Source organism: Methylobacterium sp. CM6244 (assembly GCF_054817885.1).
The window spans coordinates 2276660-2301739 of record NZ_CM139247.1 but is presented as its reverse complement, the minus strand read 5'-3'; the positions used below and the strand labels follow the sequence as shown (position 1 = coordinate 2301739).

Sequence of the window (25080 nt, the reverse complement as noted above, 5' to 3'; positions counted from 1 at the left end):
GTGGCGAACGAGCGGTCATTCGGGGCGGGCACAATCGTCGCCAAGCCTCTCGACGCTCTTCCAAAACCCTCCCGCCGCGTGTAGACGCGAACCCTAACGATCATTCACGCCGCTCGCGTCCATATCCGGCCCGCTCCAGATTGTGGCGCCGCGCTTGACGGACGCGCGCGTCCGCAAGCCAAGGCGCCCGATGCCGAAACGCACCGACCTCTCCACGATCCTCATCATCGGTGCCGGTCCGATCGTGATCGGGCAGGCCTGCGAATTCGACTATTCCGGGACGCAGGCCTGCAAGGCCCTCCGCGAGGAGGGTTATCGGATCGTTCTGGTCAATTCGAACCCGGCCACCATCATGACCGACCCGGACATGGCGGATGCGACCTATGTCGAGCCGATCACGCCGGAGATCGTTGCCAAGATCATCGAGAAGGAGCGCCACGTCCTTCCCGGCGGCTTCGCCCTGCTGCCGACCATGGGCGGCCAGACGGCCTTGAACTGCGCCCTCTCGCTCAAGAAGCTGGGCATACTCGAGAAATTCGACGTCCAGATGATCGGCGCAACGGCCGAGGCCATCGACAAGGCCGAGGATCGGCAATTGTTTCGCGACGCGATGACCAAGATCGGCCTGGAAACGCCGAAATCGGCCGTCGCCAACGCGTCCGCCGCCAAGAAGGTGGATCGCGAAAAGTACCTCGCCGAGATCGCCCGGATCGAGACCTCCACCGACGAGGCCGCTCGCCCCGCCGCCCTCGCCGCGTTCGAGAAAAAGTGGCACGCGGGCGAGTCCGACCGTCGCAAGCGCTACGGCGAGCATGCCATCGGGCAGGCGCTGATCGCGCTGGCCGAAGTCGGCCTCCCGGCCATCATCCGCCCCTCCTTCACCATGGGCGGCACCGGCGGCGGCATCGCCTACAACCGGGAAGAATTCCTCGACATCGTGGAGCGCGGCATCGACGCTTCGCCGACCAACGAGGTCCTGATCGAGGAGAGCGTCCTCGGTTGGAAGGAATACGAGATGGAGGTCGTTCGTGATAAGAACGACAACTGCATCATCGTCTGCTCCATCGAGAACATCGATCCGATGGGCGTCCATACCGGCGATTCCATCACCGTGGCCCCGGCCCTGACGCTCACGGACAAAGAGTATCAGGTGATGCGCGACGCATCGCTCGCGGTGCTGCGTGAGATCGGCGTGGAGACCGGCGGCTCGAACGTGCAGTTCGCCATCGACCCGGCCACCGGCCGGATGATCGTCATCGAGATGAACCCGCGCGTGTCGCGCTCGTCCGCGCTCGCCTCCAAGGCCACGGGCTTCCCCATCGCCAAGGTCGCGGCCAAACTCGCGGTGGGATACACCCTCGACGAGATCGCCAACGACATCACCGGCGGCGCGACCCCGGCCTCGTTCGAGCCGACCATCGATTACGTCGTCACCAAGATCCCGCGCTTCGCCTTCGAGAAGTTCCCCGGCGCCGAGCCGACGCTGACCACGGCGATGAAGTCGGTCGGCGAGGCCATGGCCATCGGCCGTTGCTTTGCCGAATCGCTGCAGAAAGCCCTGCGCTCCCTGGAGACCGGCCTCACTGGCCTCGACGAGATCGAGATCGAGGGGCTCGGCAAGGGCGATGACCACAATGCCATCAAAGCGGCGTTGGGCACGCCGACCCCTGATCGCCTGCTGAAGGTCGGTCAGGCCCTGCGTCTCGGCGTCAGCCACGAGGAGGTCCATGCCTCCTGCAAGATCGATCCGTGGTTCCTGGAGCAACTTCAGGCGATCATCGACCTCGAGAACCGGGTCAAGGCCCACGGCATCCCCACCACACCCGGCGCGCTGCGCCAACTCAAGGCGGCGGGCTTCTCGGATGCCCGTCTCGCCGTGCTCGCCAAGACCGACGAGGACAGCGTCCGTGCCGCCCGCCGGGCGCTGGGCGTCCGCCCGGTCTTCAAGCGCATCGACACCTGCGCGGCCGAGTTCAAGGCGCCCACCGCCTACATGTACTCTACCTACGTGGCGCCCTTCGCCGGCACTGTGGTCGACGAGGCGCAGCCCACCGACGCCAAGAAGGTCATCATCCTCGGCGGCGGGCCCAACCGTATCGGCCAGGGCATCGAGTTCGACTATTGCTGTTGTCACGCCTGCTTCGCGCTCACCGAGGCCGGCTACGAGACCATCATGGTCAACTGCAACCCAGAGACGGTCTCCACCGACTACGACACCTCCGACCGGCTCTATTTCGAGCCGCTGACGCAGGAGGACGTGCTCGAGATCATCGAGACCGAGCGGCAGGCCGGCACGCTGCACGGCGTCATCGTCCAGTTCGGCGGCCAGACCCCACTGAAGCTCGCCCGCGCTCTTGAAGCGGCCGGCGTGCCGATCCTCGGCACCTCCCCCGACGCCATCGACCTCGCCGAGGACCGCGACCAGTTCAAGCGCCTCCTCGACAAGCTCGGGATGAAGCAGCCGAAGAACGGCATCGCCTATTCAGTCGAGCAGAGCCGCCTCGTGGCCTCCGATCTCGGCCTGCCCTTCGTGGTGCGCCCGAGCTACGTGTTGGGCGGCCGCGCCATGGCAATCATTCGCGACGAGGTCCAGTTCGCCGACTATCTCCTCGACACTCTGCCGAGTCTGATCCCGTCGGACGTGAAATCGCGCTACCCCAACGACAAGACCGGCCAGATCAACACGGTGCTGGGCAAGAACCCGCTCCTGTTCGACCGCTACCTGTCGGATGCCACCGAGATCGATGTGGATGCCATCTGCGACGGCAAGGACGTCTATATCGCCGGCATCATGGAGCACATCGAGGAGGCCGGCATCCATTCGGGCGATTCCGCCTGCTCGCTGCCCTCGCGCTCGCTCTCGCCCGAGACCATCGCCGAACTGGAGCGCCAGACCAGAGCGATGGCGCTGGCCCTACAGGTCGGCGGCCTGATGAACGTGCAATACGCCATCAAGGACGGCGCGATCTACGTGCTGGAGGTGAATCCGCGCGCCTCGCGCACCGTGCCCTTCGTCGCCAAGGTCATCGGCGAGCCCATCGCCAAGATCGCGGCGCGTGTCATGGCCGGCGAGCCGCTCGCGAGTTTCGGGCTCGAGCCCAAGGTCCTCGACCACATCGCCGTCAAGGAAGCCGTGTTCCCCTTCGCCCGTTTCCCTGGCGTCGATGTCCTGCTCGGACCGGAGATGCGCTCCACCGGTGAGGTCATCGGCCTCGATTCGAGTTTCGGCGTCGCCTTCGCCAAGAGCCAGCTCGGCTCGGGCACCCTCGTGCCGAAAAGCGGCGCGGTGTTCGTTTCGGTCCGTGACGCCGACAAGGCCCGCATCCTGCCGGCCATCCGGGAGTTGTCGGAGGCCGGTTTCGTCATCGTCGCCACCAGCGGGACGCAGCGCTACCTCCTGGAGAACGGAGTCCCCACGGAGCGGGTGAACAAGGTGCTGGAAGGCCGGCCTCACGTGGTCGATTCGATCAAGAACGGCGACATCCAGCTGGTGTTCAACACGACGGAAGGCGCAGGCGCACTCTCGGACTCGCGCTCCCTGCGCAGGGCGGCCCTCTTGCATAAAGTCCCGTACTACACCACTCTAGCCGGAGCGATGGCAGCGGCCGAGGGGATCAAGGCCTATCTCGAAGGTGATCTCCAAGTCCGCGCTTTGCAGGAATACTTCGCGGCCTAACATTTGATGCTGCGTCCGACTTGAATGGACGTAGCAGGTGCCAAGGCTTCAAGACCATCTTACTCTGGCCCGGAGGGAGCATTCCGCTCCCGACCGGGCCTATTCATTGTGGCGCGAGACGATGACGATAGACAAGGTTCCGATGACGGTGCGCGGGTTCGCTGCGCTGGAAGCCGAGCTGAAGCATCGCCAGCAGGTGGAGCGTCAGCGCATCATCCAGGCCATCTCTGAAGCGCGCGCGCTCGGCGACCTCTCGGAAAATGCTGAGTATCATGCCGCCAAGGAAGCGCAGTCCCACAACGAGGGCCGCGTCATGGAGCTCGAGAGCATGATCGCCCGGGCCGAGGTGATTGACGTGACCAAGCTGTCCGGCACCAAGATCAAGTTCGGCGCCACCGTGAAACTGGTGGACGAGGATACCGAGGAAGAGAAGACCTACCAGCTCGTTGGTGAGCCCGAGGCAGATGTCCGTTCGGGTCTCGTCTCGATCACCTCCCCGATCGCTCGCGCTCTCATCGGTAAGGGCGTTGGCGACACCGTAGAGGTGACGACGCCCGGTGGCGGCAAGTCCTACGAAGTGGTCGCGGTCCAGTACGGCATCTGACGCCGGAGAGATCTCATCATGAAGCCGGCGGCATGCCGCCTTTCAGTCAGGATCCTGCAGAGAGCGGCGATCGCTATCGCCGCTCTTCTCGCTATGGCCGCGCCGACCCTCGCCCAAGGGCTTTCGTCCTTCGGTAGTTCGAAACTGTCGGCCATCCGTGTGGATGTGGGGCCTTTGCTGGCTCAGGGCGGCGGTGCCCCCGCGGAGGCGCTTCGCGGGGATCTCCTGACTGCGTTGAATCAGGAATTTGCCGACAGGCTCGGCGGGACCGGACCGGTTCTGGTGGTGAGGATCAAGAGCCTTTCGCTACGTCCCTATATCGGCAGCGAAGGCGGCCGCAGCGGCTTTGGTGGCGGCTCGCAATCCGACTATCTCGATGGCGAAGCCCTGCTCGTCGGGCGTCGGGGCGAGGTGCTTGCCCGGCATCCGCAGCTTTCAGCCCTGCCATCGAGCTCGGGCGGGGCATGGTATGACATGGATTCGGAACGCCGCCGCGTAGCCGCGATAGCTCGGCACTATGCCGGCTGGTTGCGCCGAGCATTCCCGTCGAACTGACGCAGCCATGTCGATCTTGGGAGCGGCCGGTGTGATGCGACCTGCTGGTGAACTCGTGTCCGCAAAACTCGCTCATCTCGGCGCCTGGATCGTTACGGACGGCAAGGCCGGCGATGAGAACCAGTGCATCGGTCTGGCAGAGACGCTCGGTCTGGACTACGAGATCCGCCGCGTCTCGCCGCGCCCCCCCTTCGGCTGGCTCGCCCCGTGGGGACCGATCGACCCGCGTGATCGCCCGGGCCAGCGCGGCGGTGCCTTGGCCGGTCCCTTTCCCGAGATCGTGATCGCCTCTGGCCGCCGCGCCGTTCCCTACCTTCGCGCGATCCGAAAAGCGTCGAAAGGCCAGACCTTTACGGCCTTCCTGAAGGATCCGCGGACAGGCCACGACACTGCGAATTTCATCTGGGTACCGGATTACGACGATCTTCGCGGGCCGAACGTGCTCACCACGCTGACGGCGCCGCACCAGGTGACGGCGGCACGTTTGGCGGCTGCACGCCGCTCATCCGACCCCCGTCTGACCCATCTTTCGAAGCCTCGCGTAGCGGTATTGATCGGGGGTGACAGCCGCCATCTGAGCTACCGTACGACCGACATGAAGCGGCTTCTCGCCCATCTGACGAAGCTGGCCGATGGCGGTGCGTCGCTCATGCTCACGGTGTCCCGCCGCACGCCGTCGCCACTGCGTTCGGCCTTGCAGCGCCTCGTTGAAGAGAAACAGGGATTCTTCTGGGACGGTACGGGGGCGAACCCCTACGTGTCGCTGCTGGCGCTCGCCGACGCCATCGTGGTCACGTCGGATTCGGCCAATATGGTGGGGGAAGCGGTGAGCACCGGCGCGCCGGTGCTTCTCTTCGATCTCCCGAAAACCTACATCCGGCACCGGCGGCTATTCGCCGGGCTGGCCATGGCGGGCGCGCTGAAGCCCTTCACCGGCCGTCTGGAAGAGTTGCATTACACCCCCCTCGACGCGACGCCGACCATCGCAGAAGCTATGGCCCGCGCCTATATCGAGCACCGCGCCGGGTTCGCACCTGCGTCGCGGCCGTAGGAGACGTCCGAACCATGGCCCCCCACCATTCCAAGCTCATCATCATCGGCTCAGGCCCGGCCGGCTACACCGCCGCCATCTATGCGGCCCGCGCTATGGTCGAGCCGCTCCTGATCTCCGGCTTCCAGCCGGGCGGCCAGCTGATGATCACGACCGATGTCGAGAATTATCCGGGCTTCGCCGATCCGATTCAGGGACCGTGGCTGATGGAGCAGATGAAGCTCCAGGCCGAGCATGTCGGCACGAAGATCGTGTCCGAGTACATCACCAAGGTCGATCTGCAGGCGCGGCCGTTCCATCTGGAAGCCGATTCCGGCGAAACCTACACCTGCGACGCCCTCATCATCGCCACCGGGGCGCAGGCGAAATGGCTCGGCCTGCCGTCCGAAGCGAAGTTCCAGGGCTTCGGCGTCTCGGCCTGCGCCACCTGCGACGGGTTCTTCTTTCGCGGCAAGGAGGTCGTGGTGGTCGGCGGCGGCAACACGGCCGTTGAGGAGGCGCTTTATCTCGCCAACCTCGCCTCGAAGGTCACGGTCGTCCATCGCCGGGGCGAGTTCCGTGCGGAGCGCATCCTGCAGGAGCGCCTGTTCAAGCATCCCAACGTCGAAGTGGTCTGGCACCACGCGATCGAGGAGATCTGCGGCAGCCAGTCACCGCCCTCGGTCACTCATCTGCGCCTGAAGGACGTGCGTTCGGGCGCGATCACCGAGCGGAAGGCCGACGGCGTCTTCGTCGCCATCGGGCATCAGCCGGCGACCGGGATATTCGAGGGACAGCTCGCCATGCGCCATGGCGGCTACATCGAGACGAAGGCGGGCACGACCGAGACGGCGATCCCCGGTGTCTATGCCGCCGGCGACGTGACGGACGATGTCTACCGGCAGGCGATCACCGCGGCCGGCATGGGCTGCATGGCGGCGCTGGAGGCGGAAAAGTACCTCGCGGCCCTCGAACTGGGTGAAACCCCACAGCAGGCTGCCGCCGAATAGGGAAATTTTCGTTCGGCGCCTTGCGTCGGGCGTCAACCTAATCGCAAGATCGTTGTCCTAAAACCAGCACGAGCCGAGTTCCATCGGCTCGGCGTCCCGTGTTGTTTGGCCGAACCGTAGGAAACGGCGGCCGGGCACACCGAGACACGGCAAAGACCGATCCCAGACCGAACCGGGTCCGGCATCGGGAGTCCGGTCGTCGGAACGGGGCTGCGTGAGGGGGTTGGACGCCGTGGACTGGGACAAGATCCGGATCTTCCTCAACGTTGCCGAGGCTGGCAGCTTCACCCGCGCGGGCGACGATATCGGCCTGAGCCAGTCGGCGGTCAGCCGCCAGATCAGCGCCCTCGAACGCGAGTTGAAGGCTCCCCTGTTTCACCGGCACGCCCGTGGCCTCATCCTGACCGAACAGGGCGACCTACTGTTCCGGGCCGCGCGGGACATGAAGCTGCGACTGGAGAACACCCGGGCGCGTCTCGTGGAGACGAGCGAGCGCCCGAGCGGCGACCTCAAGGTGACGACCACGACGGGTCTCGGCACCTCCTGGCTCGCCCAGCGGGTCGCGGAATTCCTGGATCTCTATCCCGATGTCCGCGTCGAGCTCATCCTCACCAACGAGGAACTCGATCTGGCCATGCGCGAGGCTGACGTCGCGGTTCGGATGCGGCGCCCAGCCCAACCGGACCTGATCCAGCGCAGGCTGTTCACGGTGCATTACCATGCCTTCGCCTCGGCCGATTACGTGAAGCGGTTCGGCGAGCCGAAATCCATCGCGGATCTCGACAATCACCGCCTCGTCTCCTTCGGCGGCAACGAACCCTCCTATCTGCTGGCGACCCATTGGCTGTCCACCGTCGGCCGTGAAGGCCAGGAGCGGAGAACGATCCACTTCACCGTCAACAACATCGCCGCCCTGCAGAAGGCGATGGAGACCGGCGCCGGCATCGGTATCCTCCCGGATTACGCGGTCGAGGGGCAGACCGGCCTCATGCAGGTGCTGCGCGACGTCGAGATGCCGCATATGGAGAGCTACCTCGTCTATGCCGAGGAGATGCGCTCGGTGGCGCGCGTCCAAGCCTTCAGGGACTTCCTCGTGGCGAAGGCCCAGCGCTGGACCTACTGACCGGAAGAAGTCTCTCAAGGCCTGTTTGCGTTGTTAATCCAGGGCTTTACCTCATCCTGAGGTGTCGCGTAGCAGCCTCGAAGGAGGCTACCAGGGATCGCACGACAGCTGGAGCTCTCCCTCGAGGCCCTTTGCTCAAGCAAAGAGCTCCTCAGGATGAGTTGGTCTGCTGGGATGATCGGCTTCGGCATAAGCTTCCACCGAAAAAGCCGATCAAACCGGGCCTCAGACGAACAGGCGCTCGTTTTCGAGACCCTTGTAGAGCCCGGCCACCTGCTCGCCGTAGCCGTTGTAGATCAGCGTCGGAACACGCTGGTCGGTGCCGAGTACGCGCTCCGATGCCTGGCTCCAGCGCGGATGCGACACTGCCGGGTTCACATTGGCCCAGAAACCGTATTCCGAGGCCTGGAGGCCTTCCCAGAACGTCTTCGGCCGCTCGGCGACGAAGGACAGCTTCACGATCGACTTCACCGATTTGAAGCCATACTTCCACGGCACCGCGAGGCGGATCGGTGCGCCGAACTGGTTGGCGAGCGGCTTGCCGTAGATGCCCGTGGCGATGAAGGCGAGGTCGTTGTTGGCCTCCTCCATCGTCAGGCCCTCGACATAGGGCCACGGATAGAGGAACGAGCGCTGGCCCGGCGCCATGGCCTTGTCCATGAACGTCTCCATGCGAACGTATTTCGCACCGGATGCGGGCTTTGCCAGGGCGACGAGCTTGGAGAGCGGGAAACCCGTCCAGGGCACCGACATCGACCAAGCCTCGACACAGCGATGGCGGTACAGCCGCTCCTCGAGGGTCATCTTGCGGACCAGATCGTCGATCCCGATCTCGAACGGCTTTTCGACCAATCCGTCGATCTTGATGGTCCAGGGGCGGGTCTTTAGCGCGTTAGCAGCCGGCAGCACGGTCTTCGACGTACCGAACTCGTAGAAGTTGTTGTAATCGGCCGAGAACTTCTCGGCCGTCAGCGGACGGTCGAGCGTATAGGCATCGTTACGCGCCGCCGGATAGAGACCGCTCGTCGGATCGGCGGCAGCGAATGCGTGCTCGACGCCGACGAGAGACGTCGCGGCGAGGCCCGCGGCCCCGCCCAGCAAGGTGCGGCGGTTGAGGAAGACGCTCTCGGGCGTCGCGAGGCGCTCAGGCATTTCCCAGCCGCGACTGCGCTTGATGTACATGTGCCGTCCTCGAAAATGGTGGGATCGCCGCTTGCGGCGGCTGTATCCCGCGAAGATCGTCCCCGCCGCGCATCAGCGCAAGCGAGGCCTATCGTCACCATTCGATGAGAGGCCGCCACCGGTTACATCGGCGTGCCGCTCAGGGGCGCGCCGCGTCGTCGCGCAGGGCGCGGCGAAGCACCTTGCCGACATTGGTCTTCGGCAGCGCGTCGTGGAAGACGATGCGCCTCGGCACCTTGTAGCCAGTCAGCTGCGAACGCGCGTAGCTCCGCAGCGCCTCGACATCGACGCTCTTATCCTTGAGCACCACATGCGCCACCACCATCTCGCCGGTCTCTTCGGATCGGGTGCCGACTACCGCGCATTCGAGCACGCCGGGATGGCCGACGAGGATTTCCTCCACCTCGTTCGGGTAGACGTTGAAGCCCGAGACCAGGATCATGTCCTTCATCCGGTCGACGATGCGTACCTGCCCGTCTGCCTGAAGCACCGCCACGTCCCCAGTGCGGAAATAGCCATCGCTGGTCGTCGCCAGCGCCGTCTCGTCCGGCCGCTTCCAATAACCCGCCATCACCTGTGGACCACGCACGCAGAGTTCGCCCGGCTCGCCGGGAAGGACGTCTCTCCCCTCGGCATCACGGATCGCCACATCGGTCGAGGGAACCGGAAAGCCGATCGTACCGGTCCAATCCGCCCTCGGGTCGTTCACGCAGACCACGGGGGAAGTTTCCGACAATCCGTAGCCCTCGACGATGGACTTGCCCGTGATCGCCTTCCACTTGGCCGCCACGGGAGCCTGCACGGCCATGCCACCGGCGATGACGAAGTGGATTGCGGAGAAATCCACCTCGGTGATCTTCGGGTGGTTGTTGAGCATGTTGAAGAGCGTGTTCACCCCGGAAATATGCGTGAAGCGATTGCCCTTCAGGGTCTTCACGAACCCGTCCACGTCGCGGGGATTGGGGATGAGCAGGCAGCATCCGCCAATGCTCATGAACAGGAAGAAGCAGCCGGTCAGGGCGAAGATGTGATAGAGCGGCAGGGCCGTGACCATCACCCGGTCGACCCCATCGGTCTCCGACACGCAGAACCAGACCCGGCACTGAGCCACGTTGGCGACGACGTTGGCATGGGTCAGCATCGCCGCCTTGGCCGCGCCCGTCGTCCCCCCGGTATATTGCAGGAAGGCGAGATCCTGCGGCCCGACCGGGACGGACACTTTCGGCAGGCTTCGCCCGCGGCGCACGACCGCGTCGAAGCGCAACGTCTTCCCCGTGGGCAGTCGATAGGGAGGCACCGCCTTCTTGATATGGCGCGCGGCGAGATCGATGATCCGGCCCTTGAGGCCAAGCCCGTCACCCGGCCCGGCGACGACGATCCGATCGAGGTCGAGATCGGCGCCCGCGCCGGCGACCGTATGGGCGAAATTCTCGAGGACGAAGAGCGCCTTCGCGCCTGAATCGTTGATCTGCACCGCCAGTTCACGGGGCGTGTAGAGCGGATTCACATTGACCACGACGCAGCCGGCCAGAAGGATTCCATAGATCGTCGCCGGATAGGCCGGCACGTTCGGCATCATGATGGCGATCCGGTCGCCCTTGCCGAACCCCTCGGCGACCAGCCAGGCCGCAATGGCATCGGCGGAGGCACCGAGTTGGGCATAGGTGACGGATGTGCCGAAACATCGGATCGCCGGACGAGCGGCGCATTGCGTCGTGCCGAGCCGCAGGATGTCGACGAGGGTGCGCGGGCTGCCGACGTCGATCTCGGCGGGTATGCCGGGCGGATACATGGAAAGCCATGGGCGCACGGAAACCGGCCCGGGGGCCGTGCCTTGGATCATCTCGATCCTCCCTCTGATGTGCGCGGCGGCTTGTTATCCGCGCAGCGGCTTGGTGCCGCCTTCGTTCATATGTAAACTATCTTTTCGACGTCCCTGTCATCGGATCAAACCGCAATCGACGGGGCGCCGGGTTTCTTCCGCCGCGATCTGTCACGAAGTGCCAGCCACACGAGTATGGCATGAGGCAGAAACGCGGCGAGAACGAGGGACGCTCCCAAACCCGCCTCGCCAGTCGATAGAGCGCGCCTGGGCCAGGGGCCGAAGCCCGCCATATGAGCCTGCCCGATCACTGCGAAAGCGAACCATAACGCGAGAAAGCCCGCGCCGCTGCGGAGAAGGCCGGTGGCGAGGCGTCGACCCCAGGATGCCGCCGAGGTTCGGCCGCCGATCAGGAGTGCGCCCACCGCCAGGGCCGAGCCGAACACGAAGGCCGACGAAGCGGAACCAAGGGCGAAGGCAACGCTCATCGGCTGATAGGTGAGGAAGGTCATGCCGCCGGTGGCAAAGCCTGCGCGAAGCACGAAACCGCCGAAGGTCGGATAGAGGCTGAGGGCGAGAAGTAGCGTGACCCCCAACAGGACACCGACGATGCGCCGGGGAAGGGACGCGGTGCTCGCCGCCGCCATCGCGACGAGCCTCGCCAAGCCATAGATGATGGCGAAGGTGAAGAGCGGGTATTGCTGCAGGAAGAAGCCGTAGAACCGCGCCGCCAGCTCGGGCAGAAGCGGCGAGGCTTGGCTCAGCCCGGTCACGGCCGTGGCGCACAGCGCGAGGAACGCGGCCATCAGCGGGAATGCCGCAGGCACGAGCGGTGAGATCGCGCCTACGGGAGAAGTGGCGGCGGCCGGGACGAGCACCGCCGACGCGCCGCCGGATGGCATCACGCTTCGTAATTGTCGCGGACGAGCCGGTCGAGGAGGCGCACGCCCCAGCCCGCACCCCAGCTCCGGTTGATCTCACTGGGGCTCGACGACATCGCCACGCCGGCGATGTCGAGATGGGCCCAGGGAACGTCGTTGACGTAGCGCTTGATGAACGAGGCGGCGGTGGCCGCGCCGCCATGGCGGCCGCCGGTGTTCTTCATGTCGGCGAACTTCGAATCGATGGCCTTGTCGTAGGCCGGGATCAGCGGCATCCGCCACACCGCCTCGCCGGTCGCCTCGCTGGCGGCGGCGATCTTGGCGGCAAGCGCATCGTCGTTAGAGAACATGCCGGCGATGTCCTGGCCGAGGGCGACGATGATCGCGCCGGTGAGCGTCGCCAGATCGATCATGAATTTCGGCTTGTAGGCGCTCTGCACGTGCCAGATCACGTCGGCGAGGACGAGACGTCCCTCGGCGTCGGTGTTGATGATCTCAATGGTCTGGCCGGACATCGAGGTGACGATGTCGGCGGGGCGCATCGCGCCGCCATCCGGCATGTTCTCGACGATGCCGATTGCCCCGATGGCGTTGACCTTCGCCTTGCGCGAGGCGAGCGCGAACATCGTGCCGACGACGCAGGCGGCGCCGCCCATATCGCCCTTCATGTCTTCCATGCCACCGGCGGACTTGATGGAGATGCCGCCGGAATCGAAGCACACGCCCTTGCCGATGAAGGCAATGGGGGCCTCGGACGCGTCGGCGCCGCCGTTCCACCGCATCACGACCACGCGCGCTTCGCGGGTGGAGCCCTGCGCGACGGCGAGGAGCGCGCCCATGCCGAGGGCTTCGAGCTTACCGGGGCCGAGAACCTCGACCTCGACGCCGAGCTTGGTCAGCTCCTCCGCACGCCGGGCGAATTCCTCCGGGTAGAGCACGTTCGGCGGCTCGTTGATGAGTTCGCGGGCGAGCAGGACGCCGCCGGCCACGGCCTCGGACTGCTTGGCCGCCGCCTCGGCTCCCGAAGGATCGCCGACCATGAGCGTGAGCGCGGTGACGCGGCCTTCTTCGCCCTCGGGCTTCTTCTTCGTCTTGTAGCGGTCGAAACTGTAGACGCGCAGGCGCGCTCCGAGAGCGAAATCGGCGGCATTGGCCGGGCTCACCGACGCGCCGGGCCAATCGAGGGCGACATGGGCCTGGCGGCCGCTGAGCTTGCTCGCGGCATAACCGCCGAGCGCCGGCCAATCGATCTTGGCGCGATCCTTCTCCGAACCGACGCCGATGACCAGCAACCGGTCGGCATCGAGCCCGGCGGGCGCGGGCAGCGCCAGGGAGGTGAGCGACTTGCCCTTGAACCGCTCGCTCGCGGCGGCGCGCGCCACCAGATCGGACGCGCCGCGGCCGACGGCCTGTGCGACAGCGGGGGAGAGAGCCAGATCATCGCCGACGAAGAGAACGATGTCGCCGTGGCCGACCGGGCCGAGCGGCCCGAATGCGATCGTGATACCGTCCGCCATAAGTCACGCTTTCCGAAGGTCAGGATTGGTGCGTGCGACGGAACACGCGCCGCCGCGACACTCCCTGTGTACCCATTGATGCGGAGAACGCAACGCGATCCGCCCGCCGCGAAACCGCCCGAATTGAAGTGCCCCAGAGTGATCGACATCGGTGGACGGGCACGATGCCGGGGGGCATGAGGAAGGCCCGTGGGACGCGTCCCACGGACGCCATGCGCTAGGGCCCGCCGCGAGATCCGATGACGCAAATCGAGCGCTACATATTCAGGATCGCGGCCGGGGCCTTCCTCGCCTGCCTGATCGGCCTCACGAGCACGATATGGGTGACGCAGGCCTTGCGTGAGCTCGACCTCATCACGGCCAAGGGTCAGACCCTCGTCATCTTCTTCCTGATCACCGGGCTTTCGGTGCCGACGCTGATCACCGTCATCGCTCCCGTGGCGCTGTTCATCGCCGTCGTCTACGCCCTGAACCGGCTGAACGGCGATTCCGAACTCATCGTCATGTCGGCCGCCGGTATGCAGCCGCGCCGGATCCTGCGTCCCTTTCTTACCCTGGGGCTCATCGTGAGCGCGGGCGTCGCCTTTCTGACGATCCAGGTGATGCCGTCCTCGTTCCAGGAACTGCGCGACGTGTTGACCCGCGTGCGCGGCGATTTCATCGCCAATGTGGTGAAGGAGGGCCAGTTCACCGAGCTCGACAGCGGCATCACCTTCCATTTCCGCGAGCGCGGTCCCGGCGGCACGCTCCAGGGCATCTTCATCCAGGACAAGCGCGAGGCCGGGAAGACGGTGGTCTATCTCGCCGAGCAGGGACAGGCGGTGGATTACGAGGGGCAGAGCTATCTCGCCCTCGAGAAAGGCAGCATTCACCGGCAGCAGAAGGATTCGCGGGATTCCTCGATCATCACCTTCGAGCGCTACACGGTGGACCTCGCGGCCTTCACGCCGCCTGACGGCGAGACCGTCTACAAGCCGCGCGAACGGTCGACCGCGCAACTCCTCTTCCCCGACACCAGCGAATCCTACTATCAGACGCAGAAGGGCCGTTTCCGCGCCGAAGTGCATGACCGGCTCTCGGCCTGGCTCTATCCTCTCGCCCTGACCCTCATCGCCTTCGCGGCTTTGGGCGATCCGCGCACGACGCGCCAGGGTCGCGGTCTGGCAATGGCGGGTGCGGTCATCGCCGTCATCGTGCTGCGCATCGCGGGCTTCGCCGCCAGCAGCGCGGCCGTGCGAAGCCAGGGCGCCGTCTTCGCCATCTACGCCGCCCCGATTCTGGCGTTGGCGATCTCCTGCCTCGTCGTGTTCAACGGGGCCGCCGTGCGGGACTGGAACGCGCGCGTCTCCATGACCCTGACGAATTTCGGCCGCGCCATCCTGCGCCGGCCGCGCCTCGGCGACAGGTGAGGCCGCCGCGATGATGATCGGCTTCACCCTCGGCCGCTACTTCGCCCTGCGCTTCCTGCGCACGGTGCTCGGCGTGTTCATCACCGTCTTCGCCCTGGTCTACACCCTGGATTTCGTCGAATTGCTGCGGCGCGCCGGCGACACCGAGGGCGCGTCCACAAGTTTGATGGCCCAGCTCTCGCTCTACCGGACCCCGGCCGTGGCCGAGGGCGTCCTGCCTTTCGCGATCCTGTTCGGCTCCATGGCGGCCCTGCTGCAGCTGTCGCGCAAGCTCGAACTCGTGGTCGCGCGCGCCGCCGGAATCTCGGCCTGGCAGTTCCTCCAGCCCGGCATTCTGGTGGCGCTGGCCATCGGGGCTTTCACGGTGGGGGTCTACAATCCCCTCTCGGCGGCGATGAAGCAGCGCTCGACCGAGATCGAGGCCAGGATCTTCGCGAAATCTACGAAGGCCAATTCCGGCAAGGATTTATGGATCCGCCAGAACAGTCTCGACGGACAGGCGATCCTCCGTGCCGGGACGGCGATCGAGGGTAGCACCACCCTGGCGGGGGTATCGGTCTACACGTTCGACGAGAACGGGGTGTTCCTGTCGCAGATCGAAGCCGCGCGTGCGACGCTGCACGACGGTTACTGGTCCCTTCAGGACGCGCGGCTCCTCACCAAGGGCCAGCCGCCCGAGGGCTACGACACCTATATCCTCGCCTCCAATCTCGATCCCGGTCAGGTGAAGCAGCGCTTCACGCCTCCGGAGTCTGTGCCTTTCTGGCAACTGAACGAGACCATCGCACGGACGGAGCGGGCCGGGTTGGATGCGACGCGCTACCGACTCCAGTATGATGTCCTCATGGCGAGGCCCATTCTCTTCGTTGCCATGGTGCTCGTGGCAGCCAGCGTTTCCTTAAGGTTCTTCCGCTTTGGTGGAGTGGGCAAGCTTGTGCTTGGCGGCGTGGCGGCGGGGTTCTTCCTCTACGTCGCGCGGCAGGTCATGGAAGGCCTCGGCGCATCAGGCATCGTGTCGCCCCCGGTGGCGGCATGGTTCCCGGCCGTGGTAGGGAGTCTTCTCGGTACGCTCACGCTTCTCTATCAGGAGGACGGCTGATGCCGTTGTCGGTGACGGGATGCGAAACGAGGCCGAGGCAGAGGTTGGGACACGGGTTGCGTAAAGTCTCCGACATCGCGAAGCTCGCCGGCTTGCTGGCGTTCGTCTCCGGCGCCGCGCTCACGCTCGGCACCGATGGAGCGAGCGCGCAGGCGACCGGTCGAAGCGACAAGGGCCAGGCCCGCAAGGCTACTCCGCCCAAGGCCGCCGCGCAGCCCGCGCCTGCCCCCACGGGCAAGCCGGCCGAGCGGCTTCTCGTCGAAGCCGCCGAGCTGATCTACGACAACGACAACAACACCGTCACGGCGCGCGGCAATGCCGAGCTTCATTACGGCCCGCGTACCCTTCAGGCCGACCGTGTCCGCTACGACCGGGCCAGCAGTCGCGTCTTCGCCGAAGGCAATGTGCGTCTCACCGACGAGACCGGCGCGGTCGTGACCGGCGATACGATGGAGCTGACGGACGATTTCCGGAACGGGTTCGTCGATGCCCTGCGCATTCAGCAGACCGTCGAAATGCGGGGCCAGCCGGTGCGGACGCGCTTCTCCGCGCCGCGCGGCGAGCGGGTGGACGGCGAGCAGACGACCTTCGAATCCGGCACCTACACAGCTTGCGAGCCGTGCAAGAACAACCCGGAAACGCCGCCGCTCTGGCAGGTGCGCGCCGCCAAGATCATCCACAACAACGAAACCCACATCATCGGGTTCGAGGAATCGACCCTCGAGATCGCGGGCATCCCCGTCGGCTATCTGCCGTATTTCGAGGCGCCGGATCCGACGGTCAAACGCAAGACCGGCTTCCTCACGCCGCGTTTCATCAACTCCACCGCGCTCGGCACCGGCATCTCGACGCCGTTCTTCATCAACGTCGCGCCCAATTTCGACATCACCCTGTCGCCCTCCTTCCTGAGCGAGCAGGGAATTCTCGGCCAGGGCGAACTGCGTCACCGGCTCGAGACCGGTTCCTATACCATTCGCGCCACCGGCATTTTCCAGACGACGCCCAGCGCCTTCCTTCCGGGCCCTCTCGGCGCGGGGGACCGCGACTTCCGTGGTTCGATCGAGTCCAAGGGTAATTTCTACATCAACGACCGCTGGCGCACCGGCTGGGACGTCGTCGGCGTCACCGACAAATGGTTCCTCGACAATTACCGCGTTCGCAATTCGAGCATCACCACGGATTACTTCCGTGAAGCGGTGTCGACGGCCTACCTGATCGGTCAGGGTGACCGCTCGTGGTTCGAGGCACGCGCGTATTATTTCAAGGGCCTGTCGAGCTACGATTGGCAGAAGGAGCAGCCGATCGTTGCTCCGGTGATCGACTACGATAAGCGGATCAACGGTCCCGGCTTCCTCGGCGGCGAAGTGCGCTTCGAGGCAAACATCACGCATCTCGACCGCGAGGCCACGGATTTCCAGGCGATCCCGCGCACGGGCTCCTACTACTTCAACCCCACGGTCAACGGGACGACCTATTCGCTCTACGAAACCTGCACCACCTTCACGCGCAGCACCTGCATCATCCGCGGCCTGGCGGGCAGCAACACGCGCGCATCGGCGCAGTTGTCATGGCGCCGGACCTTCATCGACGATGCCGGCCAGGTGTTCACGCCCTTCGCCTATCTGCGCACCGACGCCTTCTTCGTCGACCCGCGTAATTCCGGCTATCAGAACGCCCTGGCGCAGACGATCAGCACCACGGATTCGGATTTTTCAGGGAGGGTCATGCCGGCGGTGGGCCTCGATTACCGCTATCCCTTCGTGAGCAATTTCGGCCCCCTCGGCGTTCATACGCTCGAACCCATCGCGCAGGTCGTGATCCGTCCGAGCGAGACCCATATCGGCCGCCTGCCCAACGAGGACGCGCAGAGCCTCGTCTTCGACGACACGTCGCTGTTCGAATGGGACAAGTTCTCCGGCTACGACCGCGTCGAGGGCGGCGTCCGCACCAATCTCGGCGCACAATACTCGGTTGTGACGCCGTCGGGCTGGTACGCGAACGTGATGTTCGGCGAATCCATCCAGGTCGCCGGGGTCAACTCGTTCCGGCGCGGCGACCTCGCGAATGTCGGCCTCGATTCCGGCCTCGAGCGTCGGGAATCCGATTATGTCGGACGGTTCCAACTGTCGCCGAACCAGAACATCAGCTTCGTCAGCCGCGCGCGCTTCGAACAGCGGGACTTCTCCGTCAACCGCATGGAGACGGGCGTCATCGCGCGCCTCGCGCCTTTCGCGCCCATCGACCTGTCGATGTTCTACTCCTACTACGCTGCCCAGCCCCTGCTCGGTTTCAACAACCGCAGAGAAGGCCTGACCGCGTCGGCGACCTACCACATCACCCCGAACTGGTTCGTCACCGGCTCGGCCCTCGTCGATCTCACGCACTATCTCGACGTGCGCGATAATTTCGCCAACGCCTACACGTCCTATCTCGCCAATCCCGTCGGCGCGGCGCCCGTCTATACCAATCCCGGCCGCGCCAACCTCGCCGGATTGAGCATCGGCGGCGGTTATCAGGACGAGTGCACCACCTTCTCGCTCAACTACATCGTCTCTCCGACGGCTGCGGCCCTCGGCGTCACGGAGCGCAACCGCACCGTGCTGCTGCGCGTCGAGTTGAAGACCCTCGGCGAAGTCGACCTGCGCCAGAACGTCAACATCGCGAGCACGGCCGACGGCATCGCGGCGACCCGGTGAGATTGGGCGAGAGCCCGGTCTCGCCTTCATTCGGCGACGAAACAGGCCATGACGGTGCATAGACCCATTGCGCTCACGATGGGCGATCCGGCCGGTATCGGTCCGGAGATCGCTCTCATGGCCTGGCTGGCCCGGGACGAAGGGGCCGGGCTTCCGCCGTTCTTCCTCATCGGCGATCCCGATTTCATCGAGGGGCGGGCGAGCAGCCTGGGCTTTCAGGTTCCGGTGGCGGAGGTCGGCCCCGATCTCGCAGTCGAGGTCTTTCCCCGCGCACTCCCGGTGATGCCCCTGCCGAGCGGCACCCGGGTCGGCGCCGTGGCCGGACGACCGAGTGCGGCGGATGCCGGCGCGACCCTCGAATCGATCATGACGGCGGTCGGTCTGGTCCGGTCGGGCGAGGCGATCGCCCTGGTGACCAATCCGATCGCGAAATACGTCCTGACCAGCGTCGGCTTCGCCTATCCCGGCCATACGGAGTTCCTCGCGGCCCTTGCGGTGGAGCCCGGGAAAGCCGCGCCTCTTCCAGTGATGATGCTGTGGAGCGAAACGCTCGCCGTGGTCCCGGTGACGATTCACGTCGCCCTGCGCCGAGTGCCGGACCTGTTGACCCAGGACCTCGTGGTCCAGACCGCGCGGATCGTGGCGCGCGACCTCACCGAGCGGTTCGGAATCGCTCATCCGCGCCTTGTCCTGTCGGGGCTGAACCCGCATGCGGGCGAGGCCGGCACGATGGGAACGGAGGACCGCGACGTGCTCGAACCCGCCGTGGCGCAACTCCAGAACGAGGGGATCGATATCAGGGGCCCGCTTCCGGCGGACACGCTGTTTCATCCCCGCGCCCGGGCGACCTACGATGTCGCGCTGACACCGACCCATGACCAGGCGCTGATCCCGATCAAGACCATCGCTTTCGACGACGGCGTGAACGTCACCCTCGGCCTGCCCTTCATTCGGACCTCCCCCGACCACGGCACGGCCTTCGACATCGCCGGCAAGGGCATCGCGCGGCCGGACAGTCTCATCGGCGCCCTGCGCCTTGCCGCCAGACTTGCAGGTCAGCACTCTTGAGCGACGACGGTCTCCCGCCCCTGCGCGATGTCGTGCTGAAACACGACCTCGCGCCGAAGAAGGCGCTTGGACAGAACTTCCTGTTCGACCTCAACCTCACCGGCCGCATCGCACGCGCGGCCGGCCCGCTCGAGGGCGTCACGGTGGTGGAGGTGGGGCCCGGCCCCGGCGGCCTGACGCGTGCCCTCCTCTCGGCGGGCGCCGCCCGCGTGGTGGCGATCGAGCGCGATCCGCGCGCCCTCCCCGCCCTCGCCGAGATCGCCGCGCATTACCCCGGGCGCCTCGATGTCGTCGATGCCGACGCGCTTCGGTTCGACCCGCGCCCCCTCGTCGGCGACGGGCCGGTGCGGATCGTCGCCAACCTTCCCTACAATGTCGGGACACCGCTGCTGACCGGGTGGCTCACCGAAGCGTCATGGCCGCCCTGGTGGGAATCCCTGACGTTGATGTTCCAGCGCGAGGTGGCTGAACGGATCGTCGCGGACGAATCCGACCGTGCGAATTACGGACGCCTGGGCGTTCTCTGCGGCTGGCGCACCGAGGCGCATATCCTGTTCGACGTGGCGCCCTCGGCCTTCGTGCCACCACCGAAGGTGACATCGAGCGTGGTCCATTTGAGGCCGAGGCACACGCCCCTCCCCTGTTCGGTGACGGCGCTCGAACGAGTGACGCGCGCGGCGTTCGGTCAGCGCCGCAAGATGCTACGCCAGAGCCTGAAGGCCGCCACCCCCGACCCGGCGCGCCTGCTCGACGCGGCGGGAATTGTGGAGACGGCTAGAGCGGAAGAAGTACCGGTGGCGGGCTTCGTCGCGATGGCGCGAGCGCTGGACTGATCGCGCCGACGCTCGGCCGCTCAGAACTTTCCGAGCATCGGGAAATCGACGTTCAAGGCGGATTCGGCCGCAAGCGGCGCCTCGCGGCGGCGCGGCTTGCGGTTGATGACCTGTTTCAGCTTCGATTTCAGCACCGACATATCGAACGGCTTCAGGATGAAGGCGTCTGCGCCGGCCTGGTGAGCGAGGTTGATGTCCTCGAAATCGAAGGAGGCTTCGGTGAGGATGAAAGGCGTGTTCATCAGAGCATCGTCACCGCGAATTTCGCGCAGCAATGTCAGCCCGTCCATCGGCTCCATGGCCAGATCCGAGATGACCAGGGCGTATTTGCGCTCGCGCAGCCGCTCCAACGCGTCGGGGCCGCTGGTCACGCCATCGACGTCGGGGAAACCGATCCGCGTCATCAGAAGGATGACGAGCTTCAACAGTTTCTCCTGATCGTCGACAATCAGGATCGGTGGCGTCTCGCTCATGGGCTTTCGAAGCTCAGGGTCGGATATCCGACGTCAGGAAGGCTGAGATGGAATATCAGACGAAAAGATGGTCGATACCCTGTTTGGCCATGGATTCGGCCTGGAGCGCAACCGCGAGAGAATGGATGACCCCGGCTTTCGGCGTGCCGCGCTGAAACATCGGCAGCAAGCCGGCCTTCTGGAAGATCGCGTCGTTCGCTGGGTTGCGGATGACGGTCACGAACGAGTTAACGAATTCCCGCTTCACGATCTCGCGCCACTCGACGATCTGGACGTCGCGATGCCGGGTGTCGTTGCTGATCCGGCCGAACGTGTCGTTCACGGAGGTGCGCTCGCCCTCGATGATCTGGGCGGCGAAATTCTGCTCCACCAGTAGGAAACTGGTGATCACCGAAAATTCGTTCTTCTTCTGAGCCTGACGGGTGATCTCGCCGAGCTGACGCGTCCGGCCTGCCGCGTCCGCCGCGAGATTCAGGCGGGAGAAGTAGATGAGGTGGACAAGGGTCGTCCGCTTGCTCTTCATGATCCCCGCCCGTTGAACTCACGGCTGGATGATAATCGGCACAGGCATAACGCTGGGTAAACGATGCGCCAAGCTTTTACGGAACCGGCAAAAGCTGCCGGGTGCCTCGGGGAAAAGGCCATTCTTGCCGGCCGGACATAAATATTATCTCGTTATTTCAATGGCTTAGATTTGGCATCCCGCTTGCGGATGATGGCATGAACCAGTTTCGGTCCACGTCATTTTCAACAAAGGTTGCCGGTCATGGATGTGTTTTCCGCGCTGCAGACGGCGGTCTCGGGCATGAAGGCCCAGGGCTTCTCTCTGGAAAACATCTCCGGCAACATCGCGAACTCGCAGACCACGGGCTTCAAGCGCGTCGATACCAGCTTCGTCGACCTCGTCGCCGAGCAGGCGCCCAGCCGTCAGGTCTCCGGCAGCGTCAGGGCCAATTCCGTCCTGACCAACTCGATCCAGGGCAACATCATCGCGACCGAGATACCGACCAACATGGCCCTGAACGGGCCGGGATTCTTCGCCGTGCAGACGAAGGCCAGCGACGTCAATGGTCAGACTTCGTTCTCGCCGGAAAATCTCTATACGCGCCGAGGCGATTTCAAGACAGACTCAGAAGGCTATCTGCGTAATGGCGGAGGAGCTTATCTGACAGGAACCAATATCGACCCCATCACAGGCAACGCCGGGAGCGAAGGCCCTATCCAGATTTCGCAACGGCCAATCCCTGGCAAAGCAACGGGCACGATCAGCTATGCAGCGGATCTTCCAAAAAATCCTGCTAACACTTTGGTTGGAACGACATTTTCTGGCACAGCTAGCCCGATTATCCTGACGGGCAACGGAAATGGAACTGTTGCTGCGGGTACCGATGCAGATAAACTCATAAATGGCAGCATTACAGGCCCAATGCTGCAGATATACTCAGCCAGCGGAGCACCTGTACAACTAAATACAGTATGGGCGAAAGTTCAAGACGCAGCCGCCCCCCAGAACGCGGTTTGGAATCTATTCTATGCAAACGACACTACGGTTGCCCCAGGGAAGTCGTCATGGACGAATGCAGGAACGGCCTTCGAATTCGATGCGGGCGGAACGCTTGTGAACCCAGATACAGGTTCCATTACGCTCGCAGCGCCGACGATTGATGGCGTTAACCTCGAACCTATTGCTATCAATTACGGCGAAGGGCTGTCATCCTTCGGCGCGAAAAACATAGCAATGTCTGAGCTCAAACAGGATGGATTTACATCGGGTACATTTAAGGATAGTTACATCACCGAAGGCGGAGATGTTGTCGCAAGCTATAGCAACGGAAATACTGTCTCTGTTGCAAAGATCAAGGTGGTGCAGTTCACAAACCCCGATGGACTGAAGGCGGATTCGTCAGGCAATTATCGTCAGACCCTTGACTCCGGAGTCCCAGTCACGGGCCTCAACGGCACCACGATCGAAGGTCAAAACATCGAGCAGTCGAATACGGACATTGCGAGTGAATTCTCGAAGATGATCGTAACCCAACAGGCCTATTCTGCGAACACGAAGGTCATCTCGACCGCGCAGGATATGATGTCCGCGTTGATCAACATCATCCGCTGAGGTCCGATTTTTCCGGTGACGTAGAGGGAGGGCAAGCGTGTCGTTATCAGCCCTGAACACGGCCGCGGCCGGCCTGAAGACCACTCAGGCCGCCATCGGCATCGTCTCGCAGAACATCGCGAATGTCGGTACCACCGGCTATGTCAAGCGCTCGCTCGACACCGTCGCGCAGGGGCCCGGCAATTCCGGCGTCGCCATCGGCACGATCAACCGGGTCTTCGACGAGAATTCGTTGAAGCAGCTGCGGCTGGAGACGTCTGGCGCGGCCTATACGGGCATGATGGCGGACGTCCGGACCCAGCTCGACAAGCTCTACGGCACGCCCGGCACGACGAGCGCCCTCGACGGGGTGATGAACAGCTTCACCCTGTCGCTCCAGACCCTCGGCGCTGCCCCGGACTCCGCGCCTGCCCGCTCCGCCGTGGTCGCGGCGGCATCGAACCTCGCGACGAAGATCGGAAGCATTGCGGAGGGGGTCCAATCCCTGCGCACCGCGACCGAGAGCCAGCTGTCCAACGATACGTCGGCGGCGAGCGGCCTGCTCTCGTCCATTGCCCAACTCAACGTGAAGATCGCGGCCACCAGCGACGATGGGTCCAAGGTCGCCCTGCTCGATCAGCGCGACCAGGCCCTCAATTCCCTCTCCGGCTATCTCGACGTGCAGGCCTCGGTGCAGCGCGACGGGACCGTCACGGTCATGACTAATTCCGGCATGACCCTGGTGGACCGGGCCAGCGCGGCGACTTTGAGCTTCGACGGCCGCGGCACGCTCGGCCCCGAGGACAGCTATTCCGCGGACCCCGCTCAGCGCGGCGTCGGAACCATCACGGCGACCACGCCGGGCGGCGGAACGATCGATCTGGTGGCCTCGAACGCGATCCGTTCGGGCTCGCTGGCTGCTGGAATCGAACTGCGCGATACGGTTCTGCCTCAGGCCCAGCGCCAGCTCGACGATCTCGCGGCGGGCCTGTCGCGGTCGCTGTCCGATAGCTCGGTGGTGGGCACGCCTGCGACGGCGGCGGGCGGGGCGGGATTCGACATCGACCTGACCGGCCTGAGCGCCGGCAATGCCATCACGATCAGCCTCAAGGACGCCAACGGCGCCCAGCGCAACCTGATCCTGGTTCCGTCCAACCTGACTCCGCCCGCCGCCGTGAACCGGACCGATGTCACCGACCCGCTGGCGACCATCGTCCCGTTCACGGTGGGAAGCGACCCGGCGAAGTTTGGCACCGAGATCGCAGCCGCCCTCGGCTCGCCCTTCAGTGTCTCCTCCAACCCCACGGTCGGCAAAGGTGGCGTCAGGATCCTAGCCCCGGCGAACGGGACCACGACGATCCAAGGGATCAGCGCGAGCGTCACCCAGTCCAAAACGGCCGATGAGGTGACGAACGGCCAGCCGCAGATCGCGCTCTTCGTGGATGGCGGTGGCAAGTCCCGCCTCTTCACCGGCTCGTTCGATGGCGGCTCACAGCTGACGGGCTTTGCCCAACGCATCGCCGTGAACCCGGCGGTGGCGGCAAAGACCGAATCGCTGGTGAAGATGTCGTCATCCACTCCGGCCGACGACGTAACGCGACCGCAATACCTCTACGACGCGCTCACGACCACCAGTCGGACCTTCTCGGCGGCGAGCGGGATCGGGGGCATCAGCGCCCCCTTCACGACCTCGGTTCAGGACTTCACCCAGAAGATCATCGACGCCCAGGGCGCCGCCACAGCGACCGCACAGTTTCTCGACGAAGGGCAGAGCATCGCCCTTGCCACGGCCCAGGGCCGGTTCGCGAGCACATCCGGCGTCAAGATCGACGAGGAGATGTCGAAGCTCGTCGGATTGCAGACGGCCTATACCGCCAATGCCCGCGTCCTCACGGCCGCGCGCGACATGTTGGACACGCTCCTCCGGATCTAGAGCCTCGTTCCGGCATCCGGTTCTTCCGAAACGTGGTTTCCACGGTTCGGGTCAATTCTCCGGCGTCTTTCATC

The 25080-nt window shown here is 64.8% G+C and carries 19 protein-coding genes; 13 read left to right on the top strand and 6 right to left on the bottom strand.

Annotated features, from left to right (window positions below; all coding sequences use genetic code 11):
- The first annotated feature begins 190 nt into the window (after positions 1-190).
- From carB to ACYQML_RS10605, 6 genes are all read left to right on the top strand, one after another.
- The gene (carB, locus tag ACYQML_RS10630) at positions 191-3676 is read left to right on the top strand and encodes a carbamoyl-phosphate synthase large subunit (protein ID WP_461235498.1); all 3486 of its coding nucleotides are present in this window, start codon (positions 191-193) and stop codon (positions 3674-3676) included.
- A 127-nt stretch (positions 3677-3803) separates the two neighbouring features.
- Positions 3804-4280: a transcription elongation factor GreA gene (gene greA, locus ACYQML_RS10625; RefSeq protein WP_461235703.1), complete on the top strand. Its 477-nt coding sequence runs from the start codon at positions 3804-3806 to the stop codon at positions 4278-4280.
- Between the two features lie 18 nt (positions 4281-4298).
- Positions 4299-4835: a hypothetical protein gene (locus ACYQML_RS10620; protein WP_461235497.1), complete on the top strand. Its 537-nt coding sequence runs from the start codon at positions 4299-4301 to the stop codon at positions 4833-4835.
- Between the two features lie 34 nt (positions 4836-4869).
- Positions 4870-5886, top strand: a complete 1017-nt coding sequence (locus ACYQML_RS10615; protein ID WP_311275082.1) for a mitochondrial fission ELM1 family protein — start codon at positions 4870-4872, stop codon at positions 5884-5886.
- 14 nt (positions 5887-5900) lie between these two features.
- Positions 5901-6875, top strand: a complete 975-nt coding sequence (gene trxB / locus ACYQML_RS10610) for a thioredoxin-disulfide reductase (protein ID WP_056431134.1) — start codon at positions 5901-5903, stop codon at positions 6873-6875.
- Positions 6876-7107: 232 nt separating this feature from the next.
- Positions 7108-7998, top strand: coding sequence for a LysR family transcriptional regulator (locus ACYQML_RS10605; RefSeq protein ID WP_056431588.1), 891 nt, complete (start codon positions 7108-7110; stop codon positions 7996-7998).
- 225 nt (positions 7999-8223) lie between these two features.
- Here the strand turns inward: ACYQML_RS10605 and msrP are convergent, their stop codons facing one another.
- From msrP to ACYQML_RS10585, 4 genes are all read right to left on the bottom strand, one after another.
- The gene (gene msrP / locus ACYQML_RS10600; RefSeq protein ID WP_461235496.1) at positions 8224-9180 is read right to left on the bottom strand and encodes a protein-methionine-sulfoxide reductase catalytic subunit MsrP; all 957 of its coding nucleotides are present in this window, start codon (positions 9178-9180) and stop codon (positions 8224-8226) included.
- 139 nt (positions 9181-9319) lie between these two features.
- Positions 9320-11023 (bottom strand): AMP-binding protein, encoded by a 1704-nt coding sequence (locus ACYQML_RS10595; protein ID WP_461235495.1) that lies wholly within the window; start codon positions 11021-11023, stop codon positions 9320-9322.
- Between the two features lie 104 nt (positions 11024-11127).
- Positions 11128-11904 (bottom strand): hypothetical protein, encoded by a 777-nt coding sequence (locus tag ACYQML_RS10590; RefSeq protein ID WP_461235494.1) that lies wholly within the window; start codon positions 11902-11904, stop codon positions 11128-11130.
- Positions 11904-13400: a leucyl aminopeptidase gene (locus tag ACYQML_RS10585; protein WP_461225114.1), complete on the bottom strand. Its 1497-nt coding sequence runs from the start codon at positions 13398-13400 to the stop codon at positions 11904-11906. Before ACYQML_RS10585 ends, ACYQML_RS10590 begins: the two co-directional genes overlap by 1 nt.
- A 239-nt stretch (positions 13401-13639) precedes the next feature.
- Between ACYQML_RS10585 and lptF the strand changes: the two genes are divergently transcribed.
- From lptF to rsmA, 5 genes are read left to right on the top strand one after another with little or no spacing between them, the layout of a single operon-like run.
- Positions 13640-14809, top strand: coding sequence for an LPS export ABC transporter permease LptF (gene lptF / locus ACYQML_RS10580; protein WP_056431151.1), 1170 nt, complete (start codon positions 13640-13642; stop codon positions 14807-14809).
- A 10-nt stretch (positions 14810-14819) separates the two neighbouring features.
- On the top strand, positions 14820-15908 hold the full coding sequence (gene lptG, locus ACYQML_RS10575; RefSeq protein ID WP_056431154.1) for an LPS export ABC transporter permease LptG: 1089 nt from the start codon (positions 14820-14822) through the stop codon (positions 15906-15908).
- Between the two features lie 56 nt (positions 15909-15964).
- Positions 15965-18604, top strand: coding sequence for an LPS-assembly protein LptD (locus tag ACYQML_RS10570; RefSeq protein WP_311275077.1), 2640 nt, complete (start codon positions 15965-15967; stop codon positions 18602-18604).
- A gap of 48 nt (positions 18605-18652) precedes the next feature.
- Entirely contained in the window at positions 18653-19672 is a 1020-nt protein-coding gene (pdxA, locus tag ACYQML_RS10565) for a 4-hydroxythreonine-4-phosphate dehydrogenase PdxA (RefSeq protein WP_419951813.1), read from the top strand.
- Positions 19669-20505, top strand: a complete 837-nt coding sequence (gene rsmA, locus ACYQML_RS10560) for a 16S rRNA (adenine(1518)-N(6)/adenine(1519)-N(6))-dimethyltransferase RsmA (RefSeq protein ID WP_056431163.1) — start codon at positions 19669-19671, stop codon at positions 20503-20505. The genes pdxA and rsmA overlap by 4 nt, the downstream gene beginning before the upstream one ends.
- A 20-nt stretch (positions 20506-20525) precedes the next feature.
- Here the strand turns inward: rsmA and ACYQML_RS10555 are convergent, their stop codons facing one another.
- Both ACYQML_RS10555 and ACYQML_RS10550 read right to left on the bottom strand, forming a co-directional pair.
- A complete protein-coding gene (locus tag ACYQML_RS10555; RefSeq protein WP_056431165.1) occupies positions 20526-20978 on the bottom strand; it encodes a response regulator in 453 nt (150 codons plus the stop codon).
- Between the two features lie 55 nt (positions 20979-21033).
- Positions 21034-21501 (bottom strand): BLUF domain-containing protein, encoded by a 468-nt coding sequence (locus ACYQML_RS10550; protein ID WP_461225118.1) that lies wholly within the window; start codon positions 21499-21501, stop codon positions 21034-21036.
- Between the two features lie 243 nt (positions 21502-21744).
- Here ACYQML_RS10550 and ACYQML_RS10545 point away from each other — a divergent pair, with 243 nt between their 5' ends.
- Entirely contained in the window at positions 21745-23094 is a 1350-nt protein-coding gene (locus ACYQML_RS10545) for a flagellar hook protein FlgE (RefSeq protein WP_461225120.1), read from the top strand.
- Between the two features lie 37 nt (positions 23095-23131).
- On the top strand, positions 23132-25006 hold the full coding sequence (flgK, locus tag ACYQML_RS10540; protein ID WP_461225122.1) for a flagellar hook-associated protein FlgK: 1875 nt from the start codon (positions 23132-23134) through the stop codon (positions 25004-25006).
- Positions 25007-25080: the final 74 nt, after the last annotated feature.